Here is a 22,605-nt window from a genome sequence, read left to right on the forward strand (position 1 = left end):
ATCCTTACACTGGCATGTTGTTATGTCCGGGTAAACACAACCCGGAGACAGACAAATGAAAAACAAACTGGCTTATTCAACCCTGGTCGCAGCCCTCTCTCTTTCAACCGTGATGGCCTGTCAGGCCGAAGCGGCAGGGACGGATTACCATGCCGCATTTAATCAGCTGAATCAGATCAACGCCGGTGACCTGAACGTCGGTTACGTTGACATCGGCCCAAAAAATGGCGAACCGGTGATTTTGCTGCACGGCTGGCCCTACGACATTAGCAGTTATGCCGAGGTAGCCCCGGCGCTGGCGGCGAAAGGTTATCGCGTCATTGTTCCTTATAACCGCGGGTTTGGTACCACCCGTTTTCTCTCCTCGAAAACTCCGCGAAATGGGCAACCTGCCGCCATGGCGAAAGATGTCATTAATCTGATGGATGCGCTTAACATCAAACAGGCGGTTTTCGCAGGTTACGACTGGGGCGCCAGAACGGCGGATATCGTGGCGGCGCTGTGGCCTGAGCGGGTCAAATCGTTGGTTTCGGTGAGCGGTTATCTGATTGGTAACCAGCAGGCGGGTAAAAAACCGCTGCCGCCGCAGGCCGAATTACAGTGGTGGTATCAGTTCTACTTCGCTACCGAACGCGGCGAGAAGGGCTATGCCGCAAACACCCACGACTTTGCGAAGCTGATCTGGACTCTGGCCTCACCGGGCTGGAAATTTAGTGATGCCACCTTTAATCGCAGCGCCAAAGCGCTGGATAACCCGGATCATGTGGCGGTCACCATCAGCAACTACCGGTGGCGTCTGGGTCTTGAGCGCGGCGAGCAAAAATACGACAACTACGAGCAAAAACTGGCGGCGGCGCCCGTTATCACTGTGCCTACCATTACCATCGAAGGGGATAACAACGGCGCGCCGCATCCGCTGCCGGCCGCCTATGCCGCCAAATTTACCGGCAAATATGAGCACCGCACCTTTAGGGGCAATATAGGGCACAACCCGCCGCAGGAAGATCCGCGCGATTTTGTTCAGGCCGTGGTGGATGCGGACCATCTTTAAGCAAACTATGCTAATTTCTGCGTATCGCTTATTAACAGGAGCTTACCGTGGATGCAGCTGACCATATCCTTGTCGTCGATGACGACAGGGATATTCGTGAACTGATTGTTGATTACCTGCATAAGTCGGGCTACCGCGCGACCGGGGCGGCCAACGGCAAAGAGATGCGCGCCGTGCTTGATAAACAACATATCGACCTGGTGGTGCTGGATGTCATGATGCCCGGCGACGACGGTTTGACGCTCTGCCGCCAGCTGCGTAGCGATAAGCACCAGGACCTGCCGGTATTGATGCTCACCGCCCGCAGCGACGATATGGACCGCATCCTTGGGCTGGAGATGGGGGCCGATGACTACCTGGTGAAACCCTTTGTTGCCCGGGAGTTGCTGGCGCGCATTAAAGCGATTCTGCGTCGTTTTCGTACCCTGCCACCTAATTTGCAGGTGACAGAAGCCGGGCGGATCATTGCCTTTGGGGAGTGGCAGCTGGACACCAGCGCCCGCCATCTGCTGGATGCCGCAGGGACGATTGTGGCGCTGAGCGGGGCGGAGTACCGTCTCCTGCGGGTGTTTCTGGATCATCCCCAGCGCGTGTTAACCCGCGACCAGCTTCTCAACTTCACCCAGGGGCGAGACGCCGAGCTGTTCGAGCGCTCTATCGACCTGCTGGTGAGCCGGGTGCGACAACGCCTGAACGAGGATGCCCGTACCCCGGCCTATATCAAAACCGTGCGCAGCGAAGGCTATGTCTTCTCCATGCCGGTCAGCATCGTTGAGGCGCGAGAATGAAGTTCTGGCCACGTTCGCTCCTCTATCGGTTGCTGCTGATTGTGCTGCTGGGACTGCTGCTGGCCAACGGTCTGAGCCTGACGCTGGTGATGATCGAAAGAATGAGCAGCGCCCGTAACGTGATGCTGGGTAACCTCGAGCAGGATGTTGCCACCAGCGTGGCGATCCTCGACAGGCTGCCTGCCGATGAGCGGGCGGAGTGGCTGCCCCAGCTGGCGCGGGGCAATTACCGCTACCTTTTGGGCGAGGGGGAGCCCGGCAACCCGCCGCACGACGCCCGATCCCGGGATGCCATCCGCACCATTACCGACACCCTTGCGGGCCGCTACCCGCTGCGCTTTACCGCCGTACCGGGGCCAGTGTCGCACATTCAGGCCCATGTCACCCTGCACGACGGCGCGCCGCTTACCATCGATTTGATCCCGCGCATGCCGCCGGTTGCCCGCTGGTTACCGGTGGTGTTTATCCTGCAGGTATTGCTTGTAGCGCTCTGCTCCTGGCTGGCGGTACGGCAAGTGGTGCGTCCGTTTACCCGATTCACCCGGGCGGTGGATGCGCTGGAGCCAGCCAGCCAGACCCTGACGCTGGCCGAACAGGGGCCGCTGGAGGTGCGCCAGGCTGCGCGGGCCTTTAACGCCATGCAGCAGCGAATCCAGGCATATTTACAGGAGAGGGCGCAGATCCTGGCCGCCATCTCCCACGATTTGCAAACCCCGATTACCCGTATGAAACTGCGTGTCGAAATGGCCGATCAGCCAGAGCTGCGCGATAAGCTGACCGCCGATCTGGATAATATGACCCGACTGGTGCGGGAGGGGATCGCCTTTGCCCGCTCGTCCGGATCGTCTGAAGAGACGCCCCGGCGTCTGGATCTGCACGCTTTTATTGACACCCTGGTGTGCGACTATCTCGACATTGGGAAAAACGTGCAATTTCGTGCAAACGGCGTCGGACAGCCGCTGACGACACGACCGCAAGCCCTGCGCCGGGTGGTGACTAACCTGCTGGATAATGCCCTGAAATTTGGTGATGCCGCCGACGTGACGCTCAACTTTGCTCCTCGTGAGGTCAGTATCGTTGTGGCTGATAACGGACCGGGGATCCCGCAGGATGAACTGGCCGCCGTGCTGCAACCTTTTTATCGAGTGGAATCTTCCCGTAATCGCGAAACGGGCGGTACGGGGTTAGGGCTGGCGATTGCCGCCCAGCTCACCGGCCAGATGGGCGGAAAACTGCAGCTCGTTAACCGCCCGGAGGGAGGACTGGCAGTAACCGTGACTTTACCTGCTACGCAAATGTAGTCTTTTGTATCCGCCTGGGTCGTAGATACCCAGGCTGACAAATCTCGCCTTTCTGCACATATCCCGCACACATCACTCCGCTGTAATAGTCCCACTGCGCCGTTGCAGATAACTGCTTAGTGAGGTCGATATGACGCTGTTAATCGCTTTTTTTGGGGGCATGGTGAGCCTGCTCAGCCCCTGCACGCTGCCGGTGATCCCGCTGCTCTTTGCCGGATTTCGTGGCCAGCCCCGGCAGATAGCCGCCATGCTGGCTGGCATGGTAATGATGTTTACCCTGGTTGCCGGGCTTATCACCGTCGCCAGCGACTGGGTAATTGATGCGACGCTGGTGGGGCGCTGGCTGGCCCTTGCGGTGCTGGCAATGGCCGCCGTGTCGCTGATTTTTCCGGGCGTAGCCCTGCGCGTGGCGGGCCCTGCGCTGAAGCTGGGAAATGTGCTTAATGACCAGAGCCATAAAACGCGCGGACTGGTCTCCGCCGGGCTCGCAGGCATGGCGGTAGGGTTACTGTGGTCACCCTGCGCCGGGCCGATATTAGGGGCGATCCTCAGTCTGGGACTGGCGGGTGAAAGTGCCCTGACCACCGGAGCGCTTCTGGCAGCCTATGGCAGCGGTTGCGCTGTGATGCTGGCGCTGTTGGCCTTTTGTGGTCAGCGGGTGTTAACTCGCCTGAAAGCCAGCGGAGGAGTGATGGAAGGGCTGCGCAAAACCGCCGGTGTGATGATGCTGGGCACCGTAGTACTCACCGCCAGCGGGATGAACAGCTTGTTACAGGGGGCAAATGGCGTGGCCGATCGGGTCGAGCAGCGCCTGTTACAATGGGCTCCCGATATCACACGACCGGCGAAGTTACAGCCGGTGGTAGATACGGCCCCGTCCAGCGCGATGCCTTCCCTCAGCGGTGGCACGGCATGGATTAACGGTGAGCCGGTCACGCCCGCGTCGTTAAAGGGCAAAGTGGTATTGATTGATTTCTGGACCTGGGACTGCATCAACTGCCAGCACACGCTCCCGCATGTCCGGGAGTGGGCAAAAAAATATGGTGACCAGGGGCTGGTAGTCATTGGCGTACATACCCCGGAGTACCCCTGGGAAAAACCGCTCGACTCGGTGAAAAAGGCGGTAGCGAAGTGGCAACTCCCTTACCGCGTCGTTACAGATAATAACTACAAAATCTGGACGGCGTTTGGTAATCAATACTGGCCCGCACACTACTATTTTGATGCCAAAGGGCAACTCCGTTACACCGCGTTTGGTGAAGGAGATTATGCAAAACAGGAGCAGGTTATTCAGCAATTACTTAAAGAGGCCAGAACCTGATTGTTTAAATAAACACCCCTGATTTTTTAATTTACGGTTTTATATCATGACGGCGCACATTATCCATATGTGCGCTTTTCGCGTGAATTTATTTCAAGAAAAATTAACGATCCGTGCGCTAATGCTTTTACTGTTTTACATACATTTACAGGAGTGATAACAATAATGCCCTGCAACCTTATTCAGGTTGTATTTTGGCAAGTGGCAGATTATCAGGGTATAAAAAAATGAAAATTAATCAACTGAGCATGCTGATTAGCGCAGCCATGCTCTGCACAACCGCACACGCAGCAGAGATTTATAATAAAGACGGCAACAAACTGGATCTTTATGGTTTAGTTTCCGCAGAGCATTATTTTTCTAACAGCAGTGATAACGATGGCGACCAGACTTATATGCGTCTGGGTTTCCGCGGTGAAACTCAGGTTAACGAGCAGATTACCGGGTATGGCCAGTGGCAGATGCACATCGATGCTTCTAAATCCGAAGGCGAAAGCAATAACCCGCGCACCCGTTATGCGTTTGCGGGGCTGAAATTCGCCGATTATGGCTCTATTGATTACGGCCGTAATAAGGGCGTGGTCTATGATTCGCTGGCCTATACCGACATGCAGCCAGAGTTCGATGGCATGACCTACGGTTCCGATCAGTTCCTTTTCAGCCGTACCAATGGTGTGCTGACCTACCGCAACACCGACTTCTTCGGTCTGGTTGATGGGCTCAACGTTGCGCTGCAGTATCAGGGTAAAAACGATGGCGGCGGGGAGCCGGGCGTGCGTGACGTACTGCGCCAGAATGGTGACGGCTTCGGGGCCTCTGTTACGTACGACATCGGTGCGGGCTTTAGCGTAGCGGGCTCGATGATGAGTTCCGACCGTACTAATGAACAAAATACCGCCGCCGGTATTATGGGTAGAGGTAAACGGGCCGAAGCGTATTCTGGCGCCATTAAGTATGATGCGAATAATGTCTATTTAGCGGCGATGTTTACCCAGGCCTATAATGCCTCCCGATTTGGTTCTCGCTCCAGTGACAGTGCCTATGGTTACGCCAATAAATCACAGATTATGGAATTCTACGCCGGTTATCTGTTCGATTTTGGGCTGCAACCTTTCGTCGCTTATGATGTATTAAAAGGTAAAAATCTCGGCAGGGCGGTATCCGGAAATACCTACGGTGACGAAGATCTGATTAAATATGTCGATTTTGGTGCGACCTATAACTTCAACAAAAATATTAACGTATTTGTAGATTATATGGTTAACCTGGTTGATGAAGATCGGTTTACCCGTGAAGCTGGTATTAATACCGACGACGTGGTCGCCGTCGGCGTGGTGTATCAATTCTGATTCACCTCAGGGTTCGCGTCTGGCAACAATAAACAGGCGCGGATAGGCAAGCAATATCTGGCCGTTCTCCTGTAGCGGATAGTGCTCTTCCAGTAGCTGATGATAGCGGAGCAGATAATTTTTCTGTTCGCTCTCATTCAGCTCCTGTAGCCATGGGCGTAAGCCCGTGGCGCTCACCCAGTCTATAATCGCCTGGTGCGACGCCATCTGATGGTAATAGGTGGTTCGCCACAATGTCACGTCACATCCCGCTTCGCTCAAAATATCATGATAAGCATGCACACCCGGTAACGCTTCCCGTCCCCGATCCGGGTAACCTTGTTCCCAGGCCACTTCGCGCATCAGGACGTGGGTCGGCTCTTGCCAGTTATCCGGCATCTGTACTGCCAGCACGCCGTTCATTTTTAACAGCGAGACCAGTTTCGGCAGCAGATCGTAGTGGTCGGGTACCCACTGTAACGAGGCGTTAGCAAAGATCAGATCCAGGGGGCGATCCGGGCGGTAGTGACGCATATCTTCCTGCAGAAAGTGACAGTCGGGCAGGGTGCGGCTGGCTTCTGCAATCATCGCGGATGAGCTATCGACCCCGGTGATATGGGCCGTGGGCCAGCGCTGATGCAGCAGGGCGGTGCTGTTGCCCGGGCCACAGCCGAGATCGACAATCTGATCAGCGGCTTCGACGTTTACGCGGGAAAGCAGATCGATGGCCGGGCGGGTACGCTCCGAGCCATAGTGCAGATATAAGGTGGGGTTCCAGTCATCCATCGTAGCGCCTCCTGTTTTTATGAACACAGCAAGTGTAGATGATCCGGACAGAACTCCTGTTCTGTCCGCCTTATTATGCCTGCGGGATCGCGTCAAGCTCGGTATAAACGGTCAGACCGTGCTCCCGGGCGACCTCAATATCCAGATCCGCCCCTCGCGATGCGCCGGCGATACGATAGAGGGCATCACAGCGGGTAATTAACCGGTGCGCCACCGGATAGAGCATCGCTTCGCTTATCTCATCTCCCAGCTGCTGCGAACCGGCGGCTTTTGCCAGCGGCAGCGCCAGCCACTCGCCGATCAGCGGTATGTGCCCACGCTCCCACACCGCCAGCGCCGCGGCCTCCAGTTTCGCCAGGTTAGCCTCAATACGGACAGGGTCGCCATCGGTGCCACTACGATAGGGGCCGGCAATCAAAATCAATTTTTTAGACATTATTTCCTCACAAAATGCCCTTCAGGGCGAGATGGTAAATCAGCATGATGGTTTTGCCATCGACAATCAGGCCGTCATCAATGGCGCGTAGCGCCGCCTCAAACGGCATTTCCAGAACCTCGATATCTTCGCCTTCGTCTTTAATGCCCCCACCGTCGCCGGTGCGATCCTGAGGCTGATATTCGGCAATATAGAAATAGAGTTTTTCGGTCACCGAGCCCGGGCTCATAAAGGCTTCGAACACTTTTTGTGGGCGTGCGACCCGATAGCCGGTCTCTTCCTCGGCTTCGGCTTTGATGCGGCTTTCGGGGTCCATGTTGTCCAGCAGACCGGCGGCGGTTTCGATGAGATAGCCGTCATGTCCGTTGAGAAAGACAGGAAAGCGGAACTGGCGGGTCAGGATTAGGGTGCGTTTTTCACGGTTATAAAGGAGGATGGTGGCACCGTTACCGCGATCGTAAGCTTCGCGATTTTGCCGTTGCCACTCCCCGTCATGACGCTGCAGTTCGAAGGTGTACTTTTTCAGGCTATACCAGTCATCAGACAGGATTGTGGTATCGATAATACGTACTTCTGCACGTTTTGATTGCATGTTTTACTCTCCCTCGGTAGTCTGACCATCATAAGCAGCACATTCGTGCAATATCAAGTTAAAGCGTGCAACTTCAGGAATAACCCGATGCTCACCAGTCAACGTAAACAACGCATCCTTGAGAAACTCAACGCCGAAGGGCAGGTATTATCGGGCGCGTTAAGCCTTGAATTCGCGGTCTCTGAGGACACCATCCGCCGGGATCTGCGCGAACTGGCGGCAGAAGGGCGCTTGCAACGCGTTCATGGCGGCGCGTTGCCGGCTTCGGGCGCGGTGGCCAATTTTGCTGAACGAAAAACGTTGCGCACCGATGCGAAAAAGCGGGTGGCGCAGCAGGGGGCATCGCTGATTTCAGCCGGGCAGGTGGTGCTCATTGATGGCGGGACGACCACCGGTGAACTGGTGCGCGGTCTGCCGGACGATCTGGCTATCACCGTGGTGACGCACAGCCCTGGCATTGCACTGGCGCTGGTTGAACATCCGCTGATTGAGGTGATCCTGATTGGCGGTCGGCTCTTTAAACACTCGATTGTCACCGTCGGCGCGGCCACCATTGAGGGTATAGAACGTATTCAGGCGGATCTCTTCTTTATGGGGGTTACCGGTATCCACCCCGAGGCGGGACTGACAACCGGTGATTACGAAGAAGCGTGTATCAAACGTGCATTTTCCGGCAGAGCAGCCGAAACGGTGGTGATGGCGTCGCCAGAGAAGATTAACAGCGCCTCGCCGTTTCAGATCGGTCCACTCTCCCTGGTCAACACCCTTGTGGTCGAGCCGGATACCGACGCCGCGTGGGTGAAGGCGATACGCGCAAAAGGGATAACCGTTGTAGGTGCTTAATCAGTCGCGGAGAAGAGCAAAAAAAGCGGGGCCGGCGAATGTCAGCCAGGCTCACAGCCTTATTACTCAAGTCATGATCGGCAATCGCAGGAATAAGGTTCTCTCCTGCGTTTGCGAAGGGATGAATCCGTGATGGATGTAAAACTGCCTGGCGCGGTCGGAAATAGCATGAACCATAATGGCCCGTACGCCAATGTTCTCAGCCACCCGGCAGCAGCGTAAGACGGCGTCATGAAGTAAATCAGCGCCGAGTCCTTTGCTGTGAAAACTCGCATCAACGGCAAGCCGGGCCAGAATGATGACGGGGACCGGATCGGGCATATTCCTGCGCAGGCTTCCCGGTGCAACAGCATGGGTGACGCTACCGGTCGCGAGAGAATAGAACCCAACCACCTGAGACGCGTTGCCCCGGCATACCACAAATGTCCTTGCGGCTCCCATGGATTGATTTTTTAACCCCCGGTGCTTAATCCATTCGTCCAGTGCCGCTTCACCACAGTGAAATTCAGCGAGAATATGTGACGAATTCAATGGTACTGGAGCCGTTACTTTTCCCACTGCGGTTTTCTCGCCAGGAGTTTATCCATCGCCGGATTAGCTGTCACCGGGGCATCCAGCATATCGATAAATTCGGCATATTGTTCATCGTTAAGATTAAACATCCGGCGGTCAAGGATGACGTTCTCAGCTGCCTGGCAGGCCATCTCCAGGATAAAATCGGTGCGTGATTTATGGAGAATCTCAGCGGCAGCATCAATCAGGGCTCGCTGCGCTTCTTTTGCCCGGATATTAAGCTGAACATCAGATTTCATACTTCCTCCTTTGTATAGCAAATGATATACACAGCTTAGCACTGATGTATAGCAAACGCTATACAGGCGTTACGCGAAGCTCACCCTGGACACTGCAATTAACTCTGTCAGCAACCCGATTTAACGCATGACCTTTTGAATGGCAAAAAGGTGTCACTTCTGCTTTGCGTTGACTCTACTGGAAAAGGTTAGCGCGGCAGTTCAACGACAAACGCATTCTCTTTTAGCGCGCCCTCAATAAACAGCGCCATCTCTTTCAATAGCTGTCGGCCTTCCTCCAGCGTACCGTTCGGCGTGCCGAAGGAGATCGTTAACTCTTTGCCGCTGCGCGACAACAGGATCTCTGCATCGTCTTTGTTGGCGGCGGGGAGGAACAGCGCCGAATGTTTGTTTTCCTCAATCGCCTGATGCAGGGTGACCAGCTCCGGACAATCCGCCACGTTCACTATTCCGTTGACGTAGAACTTCATGGTCTGGCCACTTTCCGCCGGATAGTAGACCAGCGTCACCCAGCTGGTTTCATTTCCCCAGCCTTCCGGATAGAGATGAATCGCCTTGTAATCGCCCTCCCAGTTATTCACCCGGTGGCGACAATTCTTATCGGGGAAGATCTCTGCCATCGTCAGCTTAGCGGTTTCAATCATCGCCGCCTCAAACTCCGCTAATAACGCGTTGGCTTTCAGTAACTGCTGAAAGTTTTCCGTCACGAAGGTCTGCTTGTCGTTATTCATGATCTGCTCAGGTTCCTTTCCACTTAGCGCATAAAGATGGTTTAAAAATTCGGTGTAGAAAACATGCCACTTGCTGAAAGGGAGGCGCGCCTGGTCGTGTCCCAGACGGTTTCGGGCCGCGTCTACCAGCGTGGAGTAGTTGATAAATGGCCAGCCTGCCTGTGGCGGACAGCGGTTAGCGTCTGGCTTCACAATGCAGGTATAGATTGGCTGCCCATTGTCCACACAGCTTTCAAGCAACTGCTGGTAGCTTGCAAAAGGGTTATTAATGGCGGAAAAGGTTTTATGCTCAATGCCGATAATAAAATCCTGATGATAGATCAGCAGATCGAGAAACTTGCCGTCTTCTGTTATGACCTCCCGGCTGACCTCAAGGGACGTGGTATCCAGCGCGTCGCCCTCGTTGCCGATGTTCAGGCAATGTAGCAATGCGTTTAACAACCAGGGCGGTACCCCCGCGTTTTCCCCCATAAACAATGCCAGCAGATCCGAGGTGGGATTCTCCAGATATCCCGAACCGCCTGCGGTAAAGAAATTCACTTCCGGAACGGCCTCTGGCGGCAGAGAATCCAGCTGCTGCAAAAAATCGGTGCTCAGGTCACTCATTTTCCAGTCTTTTCTATGGCTTACAGTCCGGTGATCCTACCGGACACAGGCGCCAGGCAATGCGCGAATTAACCCTGAAGTTTGGTGGGTTTTGGGCCTTTCAGGCGTATCGGCACGCCATGGCCTATTATTCAGAGAGTAATGACTGGGGTTACTGGAGTGCATGATGATCAAAACAATACGTATTGTGTCGCTCGCTTGCCTGCTGTTGGGTGGCTGCTCCAGCAGCCCACTGACCCCGCAGGAGCAGAAGTATCAGCAAATCAAAGAGGCGGCCCGCGTCTGCTCGGAAGAGGTGAAAGCACACACGATGGAGCTCTCCACCGAGGGGCAAACGGCCGACAGCATAGCAACGACCGTGGATTATGATATGGGGGATGGATTGCCGCCGCGTACGGTGGATTCCCGTTCATCACCGGTGCTGGATAACGGGACGCCGGGCAATGCCTGGACTGCGTGCATGAAGCGCAAAGATGCGCTGGTACCCGAACTGAAGATCTGAGCCCGGACAGAATCCGGGCTGCGCGGGGTGTTATCAGACCACCAGCTCGCTCTCTTTAATATCCGCAATGGGTGAAAGAATCGCGTTATCAAAATCACGCGGAGTCGTCCCCGCGGCAATACGGTTTGGCCAGTCATGATTGGCCAGGGCACCCCGGCCCAGGGAGATAAAATCAGCCCCCATTCCCATGACTTCTTCCGCTCGCGCCTTATCATGCAAACTGCCGTTCGCCATTAGCGTCAACTGTGGGGCGTATTTACGCGCCAGTTCCACCAGCGAGAGCGGGTTGTCCGGGAAGGCCGGCTGCCAGGCCTCGTGCTCGGTGAGATGCAGGTAATCAATGCCCGAGTGCGCCAGCAACGTAAACACGGTGCGCGCATCCTCTTCACCATTAGCCCATTTATGGAAAAAGTCGTTAACCTTGCCCTGAGAGAGACGTATGCCGACAACCACATCTGCGCCTACACGAGCACGTACCGACGCGATCACGTCCAGGCTCAGACGCAACCGTCCGGCGATATCGCCACCCCAGCGGTCGTTACGCGTATTGGTATAGTCGGTGAAGAACTGATCGAGAAGATACCCGTTAGCGCCGTGGATCTCCACGCCATCAAATCCGGCAACGTTCACGGCGTAGCTGGCGGCATCTGAGAAGCTGTCGATAATCGCGCCGATTTCGGCTTCATTGAGTGCGCGTGGAACAGGGTATTCACCTTCCCCCCGGTAGAAGGCCATCTGTTGACCGACCGGGCGAATAGCCGACGGGGCCACGGTACCGCTCAGATAGTGGTTTCCCTGTGAGAGGGCGCCCGCATGCTGGATCTGCGCGAAGATTTTACCCTGCTGACGGTGCACGGCGTCGGTGACGCTACGCCAGGCGGCCGCCTGCTGCGGGCTGGTTAGCCCCGCCTGGAAGGCATAGGTTTGTGACCATGCCCGATCGATATAGATCCCCTCGGAGATCACCAGCCCGAAGCCGCCGCGCGCAAAATCCTGATAGTACGACTTCATCCTTTCCGTGGCATGCCCATCGACGGTTGCGGTGACGCGTGTCATGGGGGCCACCACCAGGCGGTTTTTTAGCGCGACATGCCCAATGCGGCCAGGGATAAGAAGGGGGGAGCTGTTCATAAAAGTCCTGTCAGTTTTAACTCTTTTACGCACTATAATCACTGACGAATACGCTATAAACCGGGCAAAATGATAAGGCTGTATATCATTTATCGTTATAATCGCCATGTTGGAGTTGTTATGAATCTTCAGGATGTCTCGCTGTTTCTGGCGATCACCGAAACCCGTAGCCTGACGCAGGCTGCGAAGCGGTTGGATGTCACGCCGATGGCCGTCTCACGCAGGCTGGCCTCTCTGGAACAGGAGCTGGGCACCCGGCTGCTGCAACGCACAACCCGCTCGGTGTCGTTAACCCAGGAAGGGATGGAGTTTTTGCCCTATGCCCGGGCGCTGGTGGATGCCGAAACGGGGGCGAAAGCGCTCTTTTCACCCACCACGCAGGGGGCTTCCGGACTGTTACGGATCACGGCGCCCACCGGCTTTGGTCGGCGTAATATATTGCCGCTGGTGCCCGGGTTACTTGCGGCGAATCCGAAGCTCAATATTGATCTGCAGCTCGGCGAAGACGTGGTGGATATTGTCGGCAGGGGTATTGATGTGGCGATCCGAATTGCTCCGCTGAAAGACTCGAACCTGATTGCACGTAAGATTTGTGATAACCCCCGCATTGTCTGCGCCTCGCCGGCGTATCTGCACGCCTTCGGTCATCCCCAAACCCTGGCCGACCTGGCGGAACATAACTGCTTACGTCTGACCAGCGTGCCGCAATGGGTATTTGAGCGTGATGGCGAGATCATCAGCGCCGCCGTAGAAGGGCGTTTCAGCTCCGATAACGTAGAAGGGGTGCGCGAACTCTGCGTACAGGGGTTGGGGTTGGTACAGTTGACCCGCTGGGATGTATTAAAGGAGCTCAACGACGGCACGCTGGTCGAGATCGTTCTGGCGGATGTGCGTCCGCAGTCGCTCTCCATCTGGGCGGTACTGCCCACCACACGTTTCCTTCCGCTGCGGGTGACCACCTTTATCGATACCCTTAAATCGTCATTAACCTCTCCAGCCAGAGATTAACCCTGTTTAATGAATGGGCAAAAAAAGGTAGGGAGTGGATGTTGTTCCAAATAATCAAGCCGTTAAAGAAATACTTGCTGCCTTTCTGTTAATAAATTATTACATTCCGCATTGTTTAAGTAACAAAAATAAATATCATAACGAGAATCGTTTCGAACAAAGCCCGCAGGCTGAATACGATTCTTACCCCCTGTTTTTGCACGATAAAGCTTCATCGTACGGCCTGCGTTACGTTTAACCTCCACCTACAGGAAACGTTACACCCATGCAGCGTCACTTTTTATGGGCTCTTAATCCTTGCCTGCTTGCACTTTTATCCACCCCAGCCTGGGCGGCCGCCGCCGAAGAGGACGAGCTCGTTGTCTCGGCCAGCCGTTCGCACCGTAGCGTGGCGGAAATGGCACAAACCACCTGGGTAATTGAACAGTCTGAGATTGAGCAGCAGGTACAGGGCGGGAAAGAGCTGAAAGAGGTTCTTGCCCAGTTAATTCCCGGTATGGATGTCAGTAGCCAGGGACGAACGAATTACGGCATGAATATGCGCGGTCGTTCCATGATGGTGATGGTTGACGGGGTTCGGCTTAACTCTTCGCGCAGTGACAGCCGACAGCTTGACGCGATCGATCCATTTAATGTCTCACGTATTGAGGTTATCTCGGGGGCCACAGCGCTGTACGGCGGCGGAAGTACCGGCGGCCTGATTAACATTGTCACGAAAAAAGGGCAGTCGGAGAAAGAAGTTGAATTGCAGACGGGGATAAAAAGCGGATTTAACAGCCATAACGATCATGATGAAAACGTGGCGGCCGCGGTAAGCGGTGGCACAGACCGCGCTTCCGGTCGACTCTCTGTGGCGTATCAGCGCTATGGTGGCTGGTACGATGGCCACGGTGACGAAGTTATTATTGATAATACCCAGACGGGGCTGCAGTATTCAGACCGTCTTGACGTGATGGGCACCGGTACGCTGGATATTGACGATCATCAGCAGATTCAGCTCACGACCCAGTACTACAAAAGTGAGTCGGACGGTAAACACGGTCTCCATCTTGGAGAGAACTTCTCTGCCGTTACCGGGCAAGGTAAAGCCTATAACTCGGGCAACCTCGACGCCGATCGTCTGCCAGGCACCGAGCGGCATTTGATCAACCTCCAGTACTCCAATACCGATTTTCTGGGCCAGGATCTGGTTGCGCAGATCTACTACCGTGACGAAAAACTGACTTTTTATCCTTTCCCGACGCTTGCGGGCGGCAGCGTGGGGAGCATTGGCGCCTCTCAGCAGAATACCGATTACTGGGGCGGCAAACTGACGCTCAACAGTCAACCCGTCGACGACCTGACCCTGACGTATGGGGTGGACGCTGACCATGAGACCTTTGATGCTAATCAGCAGTTCTTCGACCTGACGAAGGCCGCGCAGAGCGGGGGGATGGATCTGCAGAATGCATACCGGGTGGGGCGTTATCCGAGCTACAGCATTACCAACCTGGCGCCGTTCCTGCAATCCAGCTACGACATTCGTGCCATTACGCTCAGCGGCGGCGTGCGCTATCAGTACACAAAAAACAAAGTTGATGACTTTGTGGGGTATAACCAACAGCAGGCCATTGCCCGGGGGGATGCACTCTCTGCCGATGCCGTACCTGGAGGAGAGACCAGCTATAACAACCTGCTGTTTAACGCCGGTATTCTGGGGCGTGTGACGGAACGCCAACAGGTGTGGTTCAACTTCTCTCAGGGATTCGAAATTCCCGATCTGGCGAAGTATTACGGCTCTGGCCTTTATCAGCTGGTGGACGGTCATTATCGTCTGATCGATAGCGTGAACGTCAACGACTCCAGACTCGATGGTATTAAAGTCAACGCCTACGAACTGGGGTGGCGTTATAACGGCGATAACCTGCGTACGCAGATTGCGGCCTATTACTCGCTCTCTGACAAAACGATCAATATTAATAAGACGGATATGACCATTAATATTGAGGACGACAAGCGCCGGATCTATGGCATTGAAGGGCAGGTTGACTACTTCTTCCCGGACAGCGCATGGAGTACCGGTACCAATTTCAACGCCATCAAATCAGAAACGCAGGTGGATGGGCAGTGGCAGAAGCTGACCGTCGATAGCGCCAGCCCGTCGAAAGTGAGCGCGTGGCTTACATGGGCGCCGGGTCCCTTAAGCCTGCGTGTGCAGAGCACACAGACGTTTGACGTGTCGGACGAAGCCGGTAAAAAGATCGACGGCTATAACACGGTCGACTTACTGGGCAGCTACGAACTTCCGCTGGGTAAGCTGAGCTTCAGCGTCGAAAACCTGCTTGATAAAGATTACACCACCACGTGGGGGCAGCGCGCGCCGGGCCTCTATAGCCCGACCTACGGCGATGCCGGCCTCTATACCTATAAAGGGCGTGGCAGAACCTTCGGCCTGAACTACTCCGTTCTGTTTTAACTCGTCATCTATGTGCTTTCACCTTCCGCTGGCCCCTCCGGGCCAGCAGTGGCTTGACTTTATCCCCGATAAGGGATAAACCTGTCTGTATCCCTTGTAGGGGATATTCACCGCCACCCTGAGAGTGATATGAAACCACCCATGATCTACAGCCCCGTGCAGCTGGCAAATTACCTGAAATTAACGCGTCAGAAGAATAACTGGACCCAGAGTGAACTGGCCCGAAAGATTGGTATCAAGCAAGCCACGGTGTCGAATTTCGAAAACAACCCCGACAACATCACCCTGACCACTTTCTTCAAGCTATTACAGGCGCTGGAGTTAACGATGGTGCTATATGACAAGGGTGAAACGGTCGAGGATAGCACCTCTATTCAGCAGCAGGATGTAGAGTGGTAATGCCTAAGCTCGTGACGTGGATGAACAATGAGCGAGTTGGTGAGCTAACCAAGCTCCCTAACGGCGCGCATACCTTTAAATATGATCGTGAGTGGCTCTATAACCGCCACGCCAGGCCCATCTCGCTGTCGCTTCCCTTGCAGACCGGCACGCTCACCTCTGATGCGGTCTTCAATTTCTTTGACAACCTGTTGCCGGATAGCGCTGTCGTGCGGGATCGCATTGTTAAACGTTATCAGGCGCGCTCAAAACAGCCCTTCGATCTGCTGGCGGAAGTGGGCCGCGACAGCGTCGGTGCCGTGACCTTGCTGCCCCCGGATGCGATCATCTCTGCCCCGATCATGCGCTGGGAGGCGCTGGATGAACCCCGACTCGAAAAGGTGCTCTCAGCTTATCAGGCCGATATTCCGCTTGGCATGATTAAAGACGAGAACGATTTTCGTATTTCAGTGGCGGGTGCCCAGGAAAAGACGGCGCTGTTACAGATTAACGACGCGTGGTGCATTCCGAAGGGAATAACCCCCACCAACCATATTATTAAGCTGCCCATCGGGGAGATCAGACAGCCCAATGCCACCCTTGATCTTCGCGACAGCGTGGATAACGAATATTTCTGTCTGGCCTTTGCCAGGGCGCTGGGTCTGTCGGTTCCTGACGCCACCATTATTACCGCCGGGCAGATTCGGGCGCTGGCGGTGGAACGTTTTGACCGCCGCTGGAACGCCGATCGCACTATGTTGCTGCGATTGCCGCAGGAGGATATGTGTCAGGCCTTTGGTTTACCCTCTTCGGTGAAGTATGAATCCGACGGCGGGCCCGGTATTTTGCCGATTATGTCGTTTTTGCTGGGATCGAGTGAAGCTCTGCAGGATCGCTATCATTTTATGCAGTTCCAGCTTTTTCAGTGGCTTCTGGCCGCGACGGACGGGCACGCCAAAAACTTCTCGGTGTTCATCCAGCCTGGCGGCAGTTACCGTCTAACCCCGTTTTACGACATTCTTTCAGCTTATCCGCTGCTCGGCGGGGCGGGTCTGCACATCAGCGACCTGAAGCTGGCGATGGGGCTCAAGGCTTCCAGAGGGCGAAAGAACGCTATCGATCGTATTTATCCGCGTCATTTTTATGCGCTGGCAAAAGAAGTGGGGTTTGCGCAAAGCGAGATGGAGAGGATCATGCAAACCTTCGCCCAACAAGTTCCTGATGCGCTGCGTCGCGTGAACGATGCGCTTCCGGCTGGTTTCTCCAGCAGGGTAGCTAAAACCATTACCGCCGGGGTGCTGCGACTGCATCAACGTCTGGTAAATGGATTATCCCTTACAGGGGATAAATACTGAATTATCCCTTAGCGGGGATAAGCCTGCAGGTTAACCTCAGATTCTCTTCACCTGCAGAGAGTCTGTTCAGGTATGAAGCATTACCGGGCTGGTGGCACGAAAGTACCTGATTTTAGGCTTATAATGCGCGGGGCAGACAATGAAAAATCCCTCTCTCTGCCGTGCTATTTCTGTTTATTCAGAAGTCATTTTACTTAACGCGATGATGAAGCGATCGCCCCTGAAGAAGATAACCGCAATGAAGAAAATCGCCCTCTGTTCTCTGTTGGTTTTACTGTCTGGCTCCTCTCTGGCAGCTACTACCAGCGCCACAAATATTGCCGACGTGGTCACGCCGGTCATCACCGCGCTGATGAAAGAAGAGGCGATACCGGGTATGGCCGTTGCGGTGATTTATCAGGGAAAACCTTACTATTTCACCTGGGGGCTGGCCGATGTCGCGGGTAACAAAGAGGTCGATCGGCAAACCCTGTTTGAACTGGGTTCGGTAAGCAAAACCTTTACCGGCGTGCTGGGCGGCGAGGCGGTGGCGCGGGGAGAGGTAGCCCTGGACGATCCCGCCAGCCGGTATTGGTCCGCACTGTCGGGCAAACAGTGGGAAGGGATCACGCTGCTGCATCTGGCCACCTATACCGCAGGGGGCTTACCCCTGCAGGTGCCGGACGATGTTACCGATCGGACATCGCTTGCAAATTTCTATCAGCAATGGCAGCCCCAGTGGGCACCGGGTACGAAACGCCTCTATGCTAACAGCAGTATTGGCCTTTTCGGTGCACTTGCCGTGACACCGTCACGTTTAAGTTTTGAGAAGGCGCTGGGTGACCGGGTACTTAAACCTCTGCAGTTAAATCATACCTGGCTTCAGGTTCCACCGAGCGAAGAACAGCACTACGCCTGGGGCTATCGCGACGGAAAACCTGTTCATGTGTCGCCGGGCATGCTGGATGCCGAGGCTTACGGCGTGAAAACCACCATTGTCGATATGGCGGCATGGCTACAGGCCAATATGCAGCCCGCTGAAATAAAAGTGCAGTCGCTTAAACAAGGCATGACGCTAGCCCAGTCACGCTACTGGCAAGCAGGCGCAATGTATCAGGGGCTGGGCTGGGAGATGCTTGACTGGCCGGTCAGCGAACGCACGCTGGAGGAGGGCAGCGCCAATACCTACGCGCTGTCGCCGCAGAGCGTAGAGAAAATCACGCCGCCGACACCGCCCGTGAGCGCCTTTTGGGTGCACAAAACTGGCGCTACCGGCGGATTTGGTAGCTATATCGCCTTTATCCCGGAAAAGGAGATCGGTATCGTGATGCTGGCCAATAAAAACTACCCGAATCCTGTGCGTATTCGGGCCGCGTACCGCATTCTTGACGCCTTACAGTAAGCCGCAGGGCCTGCTTCGGCAGGCCAACAGACCTACCAGTCGGGATCGTCATCCGGCAGGTCTTCCTGAGTCCACTTTTCACTTAGATGGATATCCAGAGTCTCCAGGGGACTGGAACCGGTATTCTTAAACTTATGCGGCACGTTGGCCGGGCCGAAGAGTACGTCGCCGCTTTGCGCTTCAATAACCTCTTCGCCGATTTTAAACAGCGCCGTTCCGCTAAGGATGACAAAGATTTCCGGGTAGGTGTGGACGTGCAGTGATGGCCCGGCGCCATACGCTTCCTGGGTATAGCGCAGGACAGAAACCTGAGTACCAAACACCGTACCGTCGAAATTGCCGTTTTTAAGATCTGGCAGGGATAACCATGCGCCAGCATCGAGCTTCTGAGCTTTATCCGTCATAGAGGAACGCCTTTTTTAGTCATGCCTCCCTAAAGGATAGTCTTTCGATCCTGAATTTCCTCACCCGTTTCGGGGCGGTAATAAGCATTCTCATTATCATTTCCGTTTGCTACTATCGGTCTCTCTAACTGTTCGTTATGGCTGTAAGGCGGTGTTATGTCGGCTGTGCAAAGTTATCGCTTATTCAACGTTGTGCTGGCGCGAAAAGAGAGGCTTTCCCCCTCGATGCTGCGCTGCGTGTTTAGGGGTGACGAGGTGCGTCATATGAAAATCGATGCGCCAGATCAGCGTATTAAGCTGCTTTTCCCGTCGCTGAATGGCACCCCGGCGGCGTTAACGTCCGACGGTTCCTGGTGGGAACAGACGAAGGCACTGCCTGAAGATCGTCGTCCTGTACTGCGCACTTATACCCTGCGTCGCGTCGATGTTGAGGCCGGGGAAGCGGAGGTAGAGTTTGTCATGCACGGGACTGATGGCCCGGCATCTGCCTGGGCGATGGGCGCACAGCCGGGCGATGCGCTGCAGATAGTGGCGCCAAACCGTGATTATCCAGAAGATAGCGGTGGGTACGAGTGGAATCCCCATCCAGAAGCCGAACGGGGGCTGATTATTGCGGACGAAACGGCGTTGCCCGCAGTGAAGGGTATTCTGGAACAGCTGGCCCATCGCGATACGCCGCCTCAGATTCAGCTATTCCTTGAAGTGCCGAAGCAGGGCGATTGTAGTGATCTCAGCGCCTGGCCTTTTGCAGAAGTGCACTGGTTAGTGCGTGAACTGACCGGTGCCAGCTACGGCGAGGCGCTACTCCAGGCGGTAAAACAGCATGTGATGTTGCCTGACTATGCACTGACCCGCTGCCAGGAAGTGCAAGAAGAAGAAGAGGGCGAGTTACTGTGGGATCGCGCCGAAAGTGATAACCGCTTCCACGGTTGGGTAGCAGCAGAATCTACGACGGTTAAACATCTGCGACGTTACCTTATTGGTGAACGCAACGTGTCGAAAGAGACGATCAGCTTTTTGGCTTACTGGGCGCGTGGTCGCCGTGCGTAGCGGTGCGGCCTCTTATGTGGTTGAATAGGCCCAGGAATTAATCCGTCTGCGAGGTTGGCCGCAGTGACACTTCTTGAACAATTAACAGAGCTTGAATGTTCACTTCATAACGTCCGGCGAAAGGATGGCGAATGGCTGGAAAAGATCCTTCATCATGAGTTCAGGGAGATTACACGTTCCGGTATATGGGTTAGCCGCTCAGAAACCATTGAATCGCTGACGCATGAAGACGCCACCACGCTGATTCAAAGTAGCGATTTCCAGCTGATCTCCTTAAAAGAGAATGTCGCTCTATTGCATTACCGAACCTTCAGCCCCGATGGCAGCAGACGCGCTCTTCGCACATCATGCTGGATATGCGGTGATGATGGGCAATGGCAGCTAAGGTTTCACCAGGGGACACCAGAAGCTGATGGCGCATAGCGCGCCAGCGGGGTTGGCCTGGGGAGTACAAATAAACAACATTCCGGCTGCAACACCATTCCGGAACTGTTATACTGTATATAAATACAGTAGGAGGCATGAAATGGCTGTTGAAACAAAATTTGTAGTCGTAAGAAAAGGTGAAGAGAAAATGACATTTGCCAGTAAGAAAGAGGCGGACGCTTACGACAAACTGCTTGATATGGCAGATGCGTTCACCGACTGGCTGCTGCAAAGCGATATGCAGATGGATGAAACACAGGCTGAAAATCTGGGTCTGTATCTCGCCGAGCAGAAAGAGGCCGTGCAGCATATTCTGCGTACCAGTAAGCTCCCTGAATCAAATGATGCCGCAAGCGCAACGCCAGATGAGACCGCAGAGTCTGATGTGGCCGGCAGTAAGAAAATCAGGGCAGTGAAAGCAGCCTGATCGCCAGAGTATCTCATCGCTAATAACGACGCCGTAAGTGGGAAACCGCTTGCGGCTTTTTTATGTCTGTGTGGCGCTGAGACTGAGTGACTGAGTAGAGCGTTGCGGAAACGGTTTGAACGTCGGCTGGATACGTCAAAAAGATAATGCCGGTGATGAGAAGGAAAACGTCGCTAAGAGGCGGTTGTAGCAACAATCATAGAGTCCCGTGCAACAGACCAACGCAGCTGAGTCAAAGATGAGATGTGTGTGCCGAAGCCGGCCACAGCAATCAGCCACACAAATACCGTAGAATTGAGCTTATAATCCTTTGGTGCGCATAATGTATATTATGTTAAATACGATAATTACGTACTCAGCTTTAGATTCCCTGACCTCTGTACCCCAATTAACTGGCCTCATTCCCGTCCTCTTCACGCATTTGCTCGTTCGTCCCCAATAAGAAAACTTAGCCATCAGCGAATTTTTACGCAGTACTGTTTTTATATACAGTGCACCGTATTTGCCACATTATTCCCCTTCCCTTTCTCATCCCGGAATGCAGGCGCTGCTTCGCTACACTACACTTCAACACGGCATGTTATCGCCATCCGATTGCCTGTTCACCAGCGCAACATTCATCCCGACTTTTATTCATTTCGCGAGAGGTCAATCATGTCATTTGTGACGACAAAAGATAATGTCAGTATCTTCTTCAAAGACTGGGGTCCTAATGATGCACAGCCCATCTTTTTCCATCACGGTTGGCCACTCAGCGCCGATGACTGGGATAATCAAATGCTCTTCTTTTTATCCGAAGGCTTTCGCGTGATCGCGTCCGACCGTCGTGGTCATGGGCGTTCCAGCCAGGTCAGCGACGGGCATGATATGGATCACTATGCAGCGGATGTCTCGGCGGTGGTTGAACATCTGGATCTGCACAATGTGGTGCATGTCGGCCACTCCACCGGTGGCGGCCAGGTGGCGCGCTATGTCGCACAATATGGGCAGCCGCAGGGGCGTGTCGCAAAGGCCGTGCTGATCAGTGCGGTTCCGCCTCTTATGGTGCAAACGCCAGATAATCCGGGCGGGACACCGCTGGAGGTCTTCGATGGTTTCCGGCAAGGGCTGGCAGCCAACCGGGCGCAGTTTTACCTGGATGTCGCATCGGGTCCGTTCTACGGATTCAACCGCGACGGCGCCGACATCTCGCAGGGCACCATTCAGAACTGGTGGCGTCAGGGAATGATGGGCAGCGCAAAAGCGCACTATGAAGGCATTAAAGCGTTTTCAGAAACCGATCAGACCGAAGATCTGAAGGCGATAACGGTACCTACTCTCATTCTTCAGGGTGATGACGATCAGGTGGTCCCCTATAAAAACGCCAGCCTGCTTCAGGAGAAACTTGTCTCTGACAGCACGTTGAAAGTTTATCCTGGCTATCCGCACGGTATGCACACCACTCATGCGGAGAGCATCAATCAGGATCTTCTCGCCTTTATACGGGGCTGATC

General features: G+C 54.6%; 24 protein-coding genes. 16 read left to right on the forward strand and 8 right to left on the reverse strand.

What is annotated here, in order from left to right:
* The first annotated feature begins 55 nt into the window (after window positions 1-55).
* From B2Q93_RS02195 to ompC, 5 genes are all read left to right on the forward strand, one after another.
* Window positions 56-1,051, forward strand: a complete 996-nt coding sequence (locus B2Q93_RS02195; RefSeq protein WP_286781967.1) for an alpha/beta fold hydrolase — start codon at window positions 56-58, stop codon at window positions 1,049-1,051.
* Between the two features lie 47 nt (window positions 1,052-1,098).
* Entirely contained in the window at window positions 1,099-1,839 is a 741-nt protein-coding gene (locus B2Q93_RS02200) for a response regulator (protein ID WP_040075715.1), read from the forward strand.
* A complete protein-coding gene (locus tag B2Q93_RS02205; RefSeq protein ID WP_286781969.1) occupies window positions 1,836-3,140 on the forward strand; it encodes an ATP-binding protein in 1,305 nt (434 codons plus the stop codon). The genes B2Q93_RS02200 and B2Q93_RS02205 overlap by 4 nt, the downstream gene beginning before the upstream one ends.
* A gap of 130 nt (window positions 3,141-3,270) precedes the next feature.
* Window positions 3,271-4,461, forward strand: a complete 1,191-nt coding sequence (locus tag B2Q93_RS02210; RefSeq protein WP_286781971.1) for a cytochrome c biogenesis protein/redoxin — start codon at window positions 3,271-3,273, stop codon at window positions 4,459-4,461.
* A 227-nt stretch (window positions 4,462-4,688) separates the two neighbouring features.
* Window positions 4,689-5,810, forward strand: coding sequence for a porin OmpC (gene ompC, locus B2Q93_RS02215; RefSeq protein ID WP_286781973.1), 1,122 nt, complete (start codon window positions 4,689-4,691; stop codon window positions 5,808-5,810).
* Between the two features lie 6 nt (window positions 5,811-5,816).
* On the opposite strand, the gene tam is transcribed toward ompC, so the two are convergent.
* The 3 genes from tam to B2Q93_RS02230 all read right to left on the reverse strand — a co-directional run bounded on the left by tam (window position 5,817) and on the right by B2Q93_RS02230 (window position 7,603).
* Entirely contained in the window at window positions 5,817-6,575 is a 759-nt protein-coding gene (gene tam / locus B2Q93_RS02220) for a trans-aconitate 2-methyltransferase (RefSeq protein WP_286781975.1), read from the reverse strand.
* 73 nt (window positions 6,576-6,648) lie between these two features.
* Entirely contained in the window at window positions 6,649-7,011 is a 363-nt protein-coding gene (locus tag B2Q93_RS02225) for a DUF4406 domain-containing protein (RefSeq protein ID WP_212476130.1), read from the reverse strand.
* Window positions 7,012-7,018: 7 nt separating this feature from the next.
* Complete coding sequence (locus B2Q93_RS02230) at window positions 7,019-7,603, reverse strand: GDP-mannose pyrophosphatase (RefSeq protein WP_040075708.1); 585 nt, start codon at window positions 7,601-7,603, stop codon at window positions 7,019-7,021.
* Window positions 7,604-7,690: 87 nt separating this feature from the next.
* Here B2Q93_RS02230 and B2Q93_RS02235 point away from each other — a divergent pair, with 87 nt between their 5' ends.
* Window positions 7,691-8,446: a DeoR/GlpR family DNA-binding transcription regulator gene (locus B2Q93_RS02235; RefSeq protein ID WP_286931698.1), complete on the forward strand. Its 756-nt coding sequence runs from the start codon at window positions 7,691-7,693 to the stop codon at window positions 8,444-8,446.
* Between the two features lie 66 nt (window positions 8,447-8,512).
* On the opposite strand, the gene B2Q93_RS02240 is transcribed toward B2Q93_RS02235, so the two are convergent.
* The 3 genes from B2Q93_RS02240 to B2Q93_RS02250 all read right to left on the reverse strand — a co-directional run bounded on the left by B2Q93_RS02240 (window position 8,513) and on the right by B2Q93_RS02250 (window position 10,595).
* The gene (locus tag B2Q93_RS02240; RefSeq protein ID WP_286808937.1) at window positions 8,513-9,004 is read right to left on the reverse strand and encodes a GNAT family N-acetyltransferase; all 492 of its coding nucleotides are present in this window, start codon (window positions 9,002-9,004) and stop codon (window positions 8,513-8,515) included.
* On the reverse strand, window positions 8,992-9,258 hold the full coding sequence (locus B2Q93_RS02245; protein WP_046885640.1) for a DUF1778 domain-containing protein: 267 nt from the start codon (window positions 9,256-9,258) through the stop codon (window positions 8,992-8,994). Before B2Q93_RS02245 ends, B2Q93_RS02240 begins: the two co-directional genes overlap by 13 nt.
* A 188-nt stretch (window positions 9,259-9,446) precedes the next feature.
* Window positions 9,447-10,595: a PD-(D/E)XK nuclease family protein gene (locus B2Q93_RS02250; RefSeq protein ID WP_286808938.1), complete on the reverse strand. Its 1,149-nt coding sequence runs from the start codon at window positions 10,593-10,595 to the stop codon at window positions 9,447-9,449.
* 166 nt (window positions 10,596-10,761) lie between these two features.
* Here B2Q93_RS02250 and B2Q93_RS02255 point away from each other — a divergent pair, with 166 nt between their 5' ends.
* Entirely contained in the window at window positions 10,762-11,097 is a 336-nt protein-coding gene (locus B2Q93_RS02255) for a hypothetical protein (protein WP_286931699.1), read from the forward strand.
* Between the two features lie 33 nt (window positions 11,098-11,130).
* On the opposite strand, the gene B2Q93_RS02260 is transcribed toward B2Q93_RS02255, so the two are convergent.
* Window positions 11,131-12,228, reverse strand: a complete 1,098-nt coding sequence (locus B2Q93_RS02260) for an NADH:flavin oxidoreductase (protein WP_286781986.1) — start codon at window positions 12,226-12,228, stop codon at window positions 11,131-11,133.
* Window positions 12,229-12,348: 120 nt separating this feature from the next.
* On the opposite strand from B2Q93_RS02260, the gene B2Q93_RS02265 reads away from it, so the two are divergent.
* The 5 genes from B2Q93_RS02265 (at window position 12,349) to ampC (ending at window position 18,805) form a co-directional block, all read left to right on the forward strand.
* Window positions 12,349-13,236 carry a LysR family transcriptional regulator gene (locus tag B2Q93_RS02265; protein WP_286808940.1) on the forward strand — a complete coding sequence of 296 codons (888 nt, stop codon included), beginning with the start codon at window positions 12,349-12,351 and terminating at the stop codon, window positions 13,234-13,236.
* A 265-nt stretch (window positions 13,237-13,501) separates the two neighbouring features.
* The gene (locus B2Q93_RS02270; RefSeq protein WP_286931700.1) at window positions 13,502-15,691 is read left to right on the forward strand and encodes a TonB-dependent siderophore receptor; all 2,190 of its coding nucleotides are present in this window, start codon (window positions 13,502-13,504) and stop codon (window positions 15,689-15,691) included.
* Window positions 15,692-15,820: 129 nt separating this feature from the next.
* The gene (gene hipB / locus B2Q93_RS02275; protein ID WP_046885646.1) at window positions 15,821-16,090 is read left to right on the forward strand and encodes a type II toxin-antitoxin system antitoxin HipB; all 270 of its coding nucleotides are present in this window, start codon (window positions 15,821-15,823) and stop codon (window positions 16,088-16,090) included.
* A complete protein-coding gene (locus B2Q93_RS02280; protein WP_286931701.1) occupies window positions 16,090-17,424 on the forward strand; it encodes a type II toxin-antitoxin system HipA family toxin in 1,335 nt (444 codons plus the stop codon). The genes hipB and B2Q93_RS02280 overlap by 1 nt, the downstream gene beginning before the upstream one ends.
* Before the next feature lie 238 nt (window positions 17,425-17,662).
* A complete protein-coding gene (gene ampC / locus B2Q93_RS02285; RefSeq protein ID WP_286931702.1) occupies window positions 17,663-18,805 on the forward strand; it encodes a class C beta-lactamase in 1,143 nt (380 codons plus the stop codon).
* Between the two features lie 32 nt (window positions 18,806-18,837).
* Here the strand turns inward: ampC and B2Q93_RS02290 are convergent, their stop codons facing one another.
* A complete protein-coding gene (locus B2Q93_RS02290; RefSeq protein WP_212476112.1) occupies window positions 18,838-19,209 on the reverse strand; it encodes a cupin domain-containing protein in 372 nt (123 codons plus the stop codon).
* A 156-nt stretch (window positions 19,210-19,365) separates the two neighbouring features.
* Here B2Q93_RS02290 and B2Q93_RS02295 point away from each other — a divergent pair, with 156 nt between their 5' ends.
* The 4 genes from B2Q93_RS02295 to B2Q93_RS02310 all read left to right on the forward strand — a co-directional run bounded on the left by B2Q93_RS02295 (window position 19,366) and on the right by B2Q93_RS02310 (window position 22,603).
* Window positions 19,366-20,259 (forward strand): siderophore-interacting protein, encoded by an 894-nt coding sequence (locus B2Q93_RS02295; RefSeq protein WP_286931703.1) that lies wholly within the window; start codon window positions 19,366-19,368, stop codon window positions 20,257-20,259.
* A gap of 63 nt (window positions 20,260-20,322) precedes the next feature.
* On the forward strand, window positions 20,323-20,682 hold the full coding sequence (locus B2Q93_RS02300) for a DUF4440 domain-containing protein (RefSeq protein ID WP_212476105.1): 360 nt from the start codon (window positions 20,323-20,325) through the stop codon (window positions 20,680-20,682).
* 103 nt (window positions 20,683-20,785) lie between these two features.
* Window positions 20,786-21,112 (forward strand): YebG family protein, encoded by a 327-nt coding sequence (locus B2Q93_RS02305; protein ID WP_040075693.1) that lies wholly within the window; start codon window positions 20,786-20,788, stop codon window positions 21,110-21,112.
* Window positions 21,113-21,766: 654 nt separating this feature from the next.
* The gene (locus tag B2Q93_RS02310; protein WP_046885460.1) at window positions 21,767-22,603 is read left to right on the forward strand and encodes an alpha/beta fold hydrolase; all 837 of its coding nucleotides are present in this window, start codon (window positions 21,767-21,769) and stop codon (window positions 22,601-22,603) included.
* Window positions 22,604-22,605: the final 2 nt, after the last annotated feature.

Origin of the sequence: Leclercia sp. UBA5958, assembly GCF_002430365.1 — a bacterium.
Lineage (GTDB): Bacteria > Pseudomonadota > Gammaproteobacteria > Enterobacterales > Enterobacteriaceae > Enterobacter > Enterobacter pneumoniae.